This window comes from Streptomyces sp. NBC_00525 (assembly GCF_036346595.1).
Lineage (GTDB): Bacteria > Actinomycetota > Actinomycetes > Streptomycetales > Streptomycetaceae > Streptomyces.
The window spans coordinates 434,250-441,343 of record NZ_CP107834.1 but is presented as its reverse complement, the minus strand read 5'-3'; the positions used below and the strand labels follow the sequence as shown (position 1 = coordinate 441,343).

General features: G+C 75.0%; 6 protein-coding genes. 4 read left to right on the top strand and 2 right to left on the bottom strand.

What is annotated here, in order from left to right; translation table 11 throughout:
- The first annotated feature begins 234 nt into the window (after window positions 1-234).
- A complete protein-coding gene (locus OG710_RS01875) occupies window positions 235-1,569 on the top strand; it encodes a TerD family protein (protein WP_330242130.1) in 1,335 nt (444 codons plus the stop codon).
- 12 nt (window positions 1,570-1,581) lie between these two features.
- On the opposite strand, the gene OG710_RS01870 is transcribed toward OG710_RS01875, so the two are convergent.
- Window positions 1,582-2,754 carry a glycosyltransferase gene (locus tag OG710_RS01870; protein WP_330237785.1) on the bottom strand — a complete coding sequence of 391 codons (1,173 nt, stop codon included), beginning with the start codon at window positions 2,752-2,754 and terminating at the stop codon, window positions 1,582-1,584.
- Window positions 2,755-2,812: 58 nt separating this feature from the next.
- Here OG710_RS01870 and OG710_RS01865 point away from each other — a divergent pair, with 58 nt between their 5' ends.
- Together OG710_RS01865 and OG710_RS01860 are read left to right on the top strand one after the other, a co-directional pair.
- Window positions 2,813-3,589, top strand: coding sequence for a glutamate racemase (locus OG710_RS01865; RefSeq protein ID WP_330237784.1), 777 nt, complete (start codon window positions 2,813-2,815; stop codon window positions 3,587-3,589).
- A 69-nt stretch (window positions 3,590-3,658) separates the two neighbouring features.
- Entirely contained in the window at window positions 3,659-4,222 is a 564-nt protein-coding gene (locus OG710_RS01860) for a hypothetical protein (protein WP_111334742.1), read from the top strand.
- Here OG710_RS01860 and OG710_RS01855 read toward each other — a convergent pair.
- On the bottom strand, window positions 4,204-5,268 hold the full coding sequence (locus tag OG710_RS01855; protein WP_330237783.1) for an O-antigen ligase family protein: 1,065 nt from the start codon (window positions 5,266-5,268) through the stop codon (window positions 4,204-4,206). The two genes, OG710_RS01860 and OG710_RS01855, sit on opposite strands and share 19 nt — an antisense overlap.
- 204 nt (window positions 5,269-5,472) lie before the next feature.
- Here OG710_RS01855 and lnt point away from each other — a divergent pair, with 204 nt between their 5' ends.
- Window positions 5,473-7,068, top strand: a complete 1,596-nt coding sequence (gene lnt / locus OG710_RS01850) for an apolipoprotein N-acyltransferase (RefSeq protein WP_330237782.1) — start codon at window positions 5,473-5,475, stop codon at window positions 7,066-7,068.
- Window positions 7,069-7,094 lie beyond the last annotated feature (26 nt).

Here is a 7,094-nt window from a genome sequence, read left to right as displayed (position 1 = left end):
GAGAGACCTCGGACGACGGGTCAATGGTCTGGACCAAAGTGCCCGTGGTTCGGTTCAAACCCGCTACCGCGCCGGAGCAGCGGAAACGACCGGAATATGCCCCGGAACGCCGGCGCGCGGAGCCCCGGCGGACCCGGCCGCGCCGGCTCCTTCGCACGGCCTCGGCCCCTCTTTGGGCACAGCGGCGCGGTGGGCATTAGGTTGACCCGGAAAGGTCTCGGCAGCGGACTCGTGATGGGGGCGAGCATGACCATGCAAAAGGGAACCAATGTCCCAGTGACGGCCCAGGCCGTGCGTGTCGAACTGGGGTGGCGCACCGCTCCGGGCGCACCGGACGTGGACGCCTCGGCGCTCCTGCTCCTCGGCTCCGGAAAGGTGCGCAACGACGGGGACTTCGTCTTCTACAACCAGCCGTCCCACACCTCCGGCGCGGTGCGCCACGAGGGCAAGCGCACGGCGGGCGGCACGGCGACCGACACCCTGGCCGTCGATCTGGCGCGGGTGGAGCCGGCCATCGACCGCGTGGTGCTGGCCGCCTCGGCGGACGGCGGCACCTTCGGCCGGGTGAGCGGCCTCTACGTACGCGTCCTGGACGCGGCCGGCGGCGCCGAGATCGCCCGGTTCGACAGCACCGACGCCACCGTGGAGACCGCCTTCATCCTCGGTGAGCTCTACCGGCGCCAGGGCGCCTGGAAGTTCCGCGCGGTCGGCCAGGGCTACGGCTCCGGGCTCGAAGGGCTCGCCACCGACTTCGGGATCTCCGTGGACGAGCCCCAGCAGCCCCAGGCGGCCCCGCAGCCCCACCGGGCCCCGGCCGCCCCGCCCCCGTCCTACCCGCAGCCCCAGCAGCCGACCATCGCCGCCCCGATGGCGCCCCCGATGGCCCCGCCCGTACCGCCCGCCCCTCCGGCACCGCCCGTCACCCAGCCCGTCCGGCTGACCAAGGTGACGCTCACCAAGGAGGCGCCGTCCGTCTCGCTCACCAAGCAGGGCGGCACGTCCGGCGCGATGCGCGTCAACCTCAACTGGGAGGTCCGCAAGCAGTTCAAGGGCTGGGGCAGCAAGCTCGGCCGGGCCGTGGCGAACCACTCCGACCTCGACCTCGACCTGTGCGCCCTGTACGAGCTGGCCGACGGCCGCAAGGGCGTCGTCCAGGCCCTGGGCAACGCCTTCGGCGCGCTCCACCAGCCGCCGTTCATCCACCTCGACGGCGACGACCGCACCGGCGCCGTCAGCACCGGCGAGAACCTGACGATCAACCTCGACCACAAGGCACAGCTGCGCCGGGTCCTGATCTTCGTCACCATCTACGAGGGGGCCCGGAGCTTCGCCGACCTGCACGCCACGGTCACCCTCCAGCCGCAGCACGGCGCGCCGATCGACTTCTCGCTCGACGAGTGCACCGTGCCGTCCACGGTCTGCGCGCTCGCGCTCATCACCAACACCGGCAACGACCTCACCGTGCAGCGCGAGGCCCGCTACCTGGTGCCGCAGCGCGGGGTCAGCCCGCAGCGCACCATCGACCACGCCTACGGCTGGGGCATGAACTGGACGCCGGGCCGCAAGTGAGCCCGCGCCGAATCACTGGTCCGGTGCGGCCTCGGGACGGGCGTACGTACGCCCCTTCCAGGCCGCACCGCGCCCCCGGTGGTGCCTGACCGCCGAATCGACGGTCATCAGCAGGTACAGCAGCGCGGTGAACGGCAGCAGCGGGGCGAGCCACAGCGACTGCCGGTAGTAGCCCAGCGTCGGCATGTACGTCCCCGCCATGACGGCCCACGCGAGCCCCCCGGCCCACGCCGCCGCCGCGTCCCCGCCCAGCACCCCGGCGATCAGCGCGGCCGGCGGGACCAGATAGACCAGCGCGAGCCCGAGCACCGTGCCGAGCAGCACCGACGGACGGTGCCGCAACTGGGCGTACGCGCTCCGCGCGACCATCAGCCACAGATCGCCCAGGCCCGGATAGGGCCGCACACTGTCCACCCGCTCCGCGAGCCCCAGCCAGATCCGGCCGCCCGACCGCCGCACCGCGCGGGCCAGCGACACATCGTCGATCACCGCCTGCCGGATCGAATCCGGCACCCCCGCGCGCACCGCCGCCTCCGTCCGCAGCAGCACACAACCCCCCGCCGCGGCGGCCGTCCGCCCGGTGTTCCGGTTGATCCACCGGAACGGATACAGCTGCGCGAAGAAGTAGACGAAGGCCGGCACCACCAGCCGCTCCCACACACTCGCCACCCGCAGCCGCGCCATCTGCGAGACCAGGTCGAAGCCGCCCGTCTCCGCCGCCGACACCAGCTCCCGCAGGCTGTCCGGCTCGTGCGCGATGTCCGCGTCCGTCAGCAGCAGGTACTCCGGCTCCCGCGACCGGGCCAGCGTCATCCCGTGGCGCACGGCCCAGAGCTTGCCCGTCCAGCCGGGCTCCGGCTCGCCGGGCGAGACCACGGTCACCGGCACACCCCCGTACCGCACGGACAGCGCGCGGGCGACGTCCCCCGTGCCGTCCTTGCTGCAGTCGTCGACGAGGAAGATCTCGACGGGCCCCGGATAGTCCTGCGCCAGCAGCGACGGCAGACTCACCGGCAGCATCGCCGCCTCGTCGCGCGCCGGCACCACCACCGCGACCGAGGGCCAGCGCTCCGGCGCCGCCCGGCTCGGCAGCCGCTGGTCGGCGCGCCAGAAGAACCCCTGGCCCAGCAACAGCCACACCCACGCGACAAGCGAACCCACGGCGATCCAGGCAACGGCGCTCATTGGCGGAAGTCTGCACCACTGAGCGGGGACCGCAAGGGCGGTCGACTATGGTGACCGGGTGAAGATCGCACTGATGGACTCCGGAATCGGACTGCTCGCTGCCGCCGCCGCGGTACGCCGGCTGCGACCGGACGCGGACCTGGTGCTCTCCTCCGACCCGGACGGCATGCCCTGGGGCCCCCGCACCCCCGAGGACGTCACCGAGCACGCGCTCGCGGTCGCCCGCGCCGCCGCCGCCCACCGGCCCGACGCGCTGATCGTCGCCTGCAACACCGCCTCCGTGCACGCGCTGGACACCCTGCGCGCCGAGCTGGAGCCCGGCCTGCCCGTCATCGGCACGGTCCCGGCGATCAAGCCCGCCGCCGCGGACGGCGGCTCCGTCGCGATCTGGGCCACCCCGGCCACCACCGGCAGCGCCTACCAGCGCGGGCTGATCCGTGACTTCGCCGGCTCCGCCACCGTCACCGAGGTGCCCTGCCCCGGCCTCGCCGACGCCGTCCAGTACGCCGACGAGGACCGCATCGACAGGGCGGTGGCCGCCGCCGCCGCGCTCACCCCGCCCGACGTACGGGCCGTCGTCCTCGGCTGCACCCACTACGAGCTGCTCGCCGAGCGCATCCACGCCGCCGTCGGCGGACCCCCGGTCACCCTGTACGGGTCGGCCGGCGCCGTCGCCGCCCAGGCGCTGCGCCGGATCGGTGCCGAACCCGCTCCGTCGGCCGAACCCTCCTCCGCCATCGCGGTCATTCTCAGCGGCCGCGCCGCAGAGCTGCCGCGGGCCGCCCTGGCCTACCCGCAAGGCCGCGGGCTGGCCGCCGTCGACTCCGTGCGCTGACCCCCGGACGGCCCCGCCGGCGCGTTCGGGACCGTTCCCGCGCGCCCGTTCTTCAGTACGCTGCTGGGCATGAGGGAGCACCCCGGAGAACCGAAGCACACCGGAACCGGAACCCACTCGCAGGTCTGGGTCGGCCGGGCCACCAACCGCACCCAATGGGTCCTCGCCGCGCTGGGCGCCGCCTGCCTGGCGCTGGGCATCCAGCTCGCCGTCAGCTCCAGCTGGGCCTCCGGCATCGCCCCGCTGCTGATGTCGGTCATCGGCTGCGTGGCGGCCGGGCTGCTCATGCTGTTCGGCACGCTCGCCTTCGTGAACGTCGCGGTCCGGGTGGACGGCGACGCCCTGGAGGTGCGCTGCGGCCACATGGGTCTGCCGCGCCGCCGCATCCTGCTCACCCAGGTGGTGGCCGCCGACTTCGCGCCCCGGGTCACCCCGCGCCAGTGGGGCGGCTGGGGCTACCGCTGGCGCCCGGAGAAGGGCACGGCCGTGGTGGTGCGGCGCGGCGAGGGCCTGGTGCTGCGGCTCGGCGACGGGCGCACGTTCACCATCACGGTGGACGACGCCGAGGCCGGCGTACGGTTCATCCGCGCCCGGCTGCGCCTCCCGTCCACCGGCTATCCGGCAGGCGCCTGACCGCCCGCCCCGATCGGGCGCCGTGCCGACGCCAGCCCGGCCAGGAGCCCCGCCCCCGCCGTCACCGGCGTGAAGCTCAGCGCGTTGCCCACGCTCGCCAGCGCGGCCAGCGCCGTCAGCGCCGCGCCCGCCGACAGGACCACCGCCGTGGGACGCGCCGAGCGGCCCAGCGCGTACAGCAGCCAGCCGAACGCGGCGCCCAGCAGCACCACCCCCACGACCCCCTGCTCCGCCGCCTGCTGCCACGGCGCCGAGTGCGGTTTCCCGTCCGAGCCGAGGCTCTGGCGCGCGGTCGGACTCAGCTCGTCGAAGCGGCCGGGCCCCACCCCGAGGACCGGGTTGCCCTCCGCCAGCCGGGCCGCGTCCTGCCACAGCTCCACCCGGTTCTGCGTGAGCCGGCCCTCCAGGGTGATCGTCAGCCCCTCGGGCAGCGTCTCCTCCGCCACGGCCCACGAGACGCCCACCACCAGCCCGGCCGCCAGCGCCAGGCCGGTCAGCCCGAGCAGCCGGTGCCGCGTCCGGTCGGCGGCCAGCGAACACAGCAGCACCCCGAGCGCCGCCGCGAACCCGGCCACCGAGTCCAGCGCCAGCGAGAGACCGGCGGCCCCGAGCGCCGGCAGCCGCAGCAGTGCGCGCAGCGGCCCCCGCCGCGCCCCCGCCGCCGCACAGCAGGCGGCCCCGGCGGCGAGCACCAGCAGCGCGGCGGCCGCCCCGCTCTGCCCCGGCGCCCGGTCCGCGGCGGCCGCCGCCCCCGGAATGCCGTGCCGCCAGACGAGGGCCAGGAGCAGCGCCGCGACCGCGGCGCCCGCTGCCCCGGCCACCGGCAGCAGCGTCCCGCAGATGCGCCCGCAGGCGAAGCCCGCCGCGACGGCCAGCAGCGCCAGCAGCACCCCCTCCGGCCTGGTCTCCCGGCCCGCCGCGCTGACCAGCGTCCAGATCGCACACGCGGCGAGGATCAGGGCCCCGGCGACATCGGAGGCGGCGCGGCCCTCCGGCGCGTCCACCGCGTCCGGGACGCCGTGCCCCCGCCCCGCTGATTCGTTCATCACGTCCGTCCCCCGGCGGTGACCGTCCCGTACGCGAAGGCCGGAACCGGCCCGTCGGCGGGGGACTGGCGCACAGGCTAACCGCCGGACCGGGCATATGGGCGGAAGATGCGGAGAAATGATGCGGTGGGTGGGATTCCGCCATCCTTCCGCCGCCCGGACGGGACTCCCCGGCGGCCCGCCGGCCACCGTAGACTCCGCCGGGTGAGCACCACCATCGCCCAGGTCGGCGAACCGCAGAGCCCCGCCCCCGTCTCCCGGACGGGCGGTCTGCCGAAGCGCCTCGTACGGCCTGCGGCCGCCGTCCTCGCCGGGACGATGCTGTATCTCAGCTTCCCGCCCCGGCCCCTGTGGTGGCTGGTTCTGCCCGGCTTCGCGCTGCTCGGCTGGGTGCTGTACGAGCGCCGGGCGCGCGCCGCCTTCGGGCTCGGGCTGCTCGCCGGACTCGGCTTCATGCTGCCCCTGCTGCACTGGACCGGCGAGGAGGTCGGCCCGGTGCCGTGGCTGGCCCTCGCCGCCGCCGAGGCGCTGTTCGTCGCGGTCGGCTGCATCGGCATCTCCGCCGTCTCCCGCCTCCCCGGCGGACCGCTGTGGGCGGCCGCCGTCTGGACCCTGGACGAGGCGGTCCGCGCACGGGTGCCGTTCGGCGGCTTCCCCTGGGGCAAGATCGCCTTCGGCCAGGCGGACGGGATCTTCCTGCCGCTCGCCGCGCTCGGCGGCACCCCGCTGCTCTCCTTCGCCGTGGTCCTCTGCGGCTTCGGCCTCTTCGAGGCGGTCCGCCGCGTCGTCCTGCACCGCACCACCGGCGAACTGCGCCGCACGGCCGCGGCCGTCGCGGCGGCGGCCGTGCTCGTCCCGGTGGCCGGGGCACTCGCGGCGCTGCCGCTCGTCGACGACGCGGCCGAGGACGGCACGGCGACCGTCGCCGCCATCCAGGGCAACGTGCCCCGCCTCGGGCTCGACTTCAACGCCCAGCGCCGCGCCGTCCTGGACAATCACGCGAAGCGCACGGAGCAGCTCGCCCGCGAGGTGAAGGCCGGAAAGGTCCCGCAGCCGGACTTCGTCCTGTGGCCGGAGAACTCCTCCGACCTGGACCCGTACCGCAACCCGGACGCGCGGGCCGTCATCGACGACGCGGTGCGGGCGATCGGCGTGCCGACCGTCGTCGGCGCGGTCGTCGAACCCGAATCGGGGCCCCTGCGCAACACCCTCATCCAGTGGGAGCCGGACAAGGGCCCGGTGGACACGTACGACAAGCGCCACATCCAGCCGTTCGGCGAGTACATGCCGATGCGCTCCTTCGTCCGCCTCTTCAGCTCCGACGTGGACCGCGTGCGGCGCGACTTCGGGCCGGGGGAGAAGGTCGGCGTCTTCGACCTCGCGGGCACCTACACCGGGCTCGTCACCTGCTACGAGGCCGCGTTCGACGACGCCGTGCGCGACACGGTCGAACACGGCGCCCAGCTCATCGCCGTACCCAGCAACAACGCCACCTTCGGCCGCAGCGAGATGACCTACCAGCAGCTCGCCATGTCCCGGGTGCGCGCCGTCGAGCACAGCCGCTCCGTCGTCGTCCCCGTCACCAGCGGCGTCAGCGCGGTGATCCGCCCGGACGGCACGGTGGTGGAGAAGACGAAGATGTTCACCCCGGACGCCCTGGTCGACGAGGTGCCGCTGCGCTCCTCGCTGACCCCCGCGACCCGGATGGGCCCGCTGCCCGAGGGCGTGCTGGTGCTCCTCGCGCTCGGCGCGTTCGGCTGGGCGGGCGCGCGGGCGGTGCGCGCCCGGCGCGTCGGCTGACCGGGCGGCCCGCCGCGTAGGGTCGG

What these genes read in the sequence shown, in the direction of transcription:
- OG710_RS01875 (WP_330242130.1), top strand. Translation starts at nt 235, where the DNA reads ATGGGGGCGAGCATGACCATGCAAAAGGGAACCAATGTCCCAGTGACG.
- OG710_RS01860 (WP_111334742.1), top strand. Translation starts at nt 3,659, where the DNA reads ATGAGGGAGCACCCCGGAGAACCGAAGCACACCGGAACCGGAACCCAC.
- OG710_RS01855 (WP_330237783.1), bottom strand. Translation starts at nt 5,268, where the DNA reads ATGAACGAATCAGCGGGGCGGGGGCACGGCGTCCCGGACGCGGTGGAC.
- OG710_RS01870 (WP_330237785.1), bottom strand. Translation starts at nt 2,754, where the DNA reads ATGAGCGCCGTTGCCTGGATCGCCGTGGGTTCGCTTGTCGCGTGGGTG.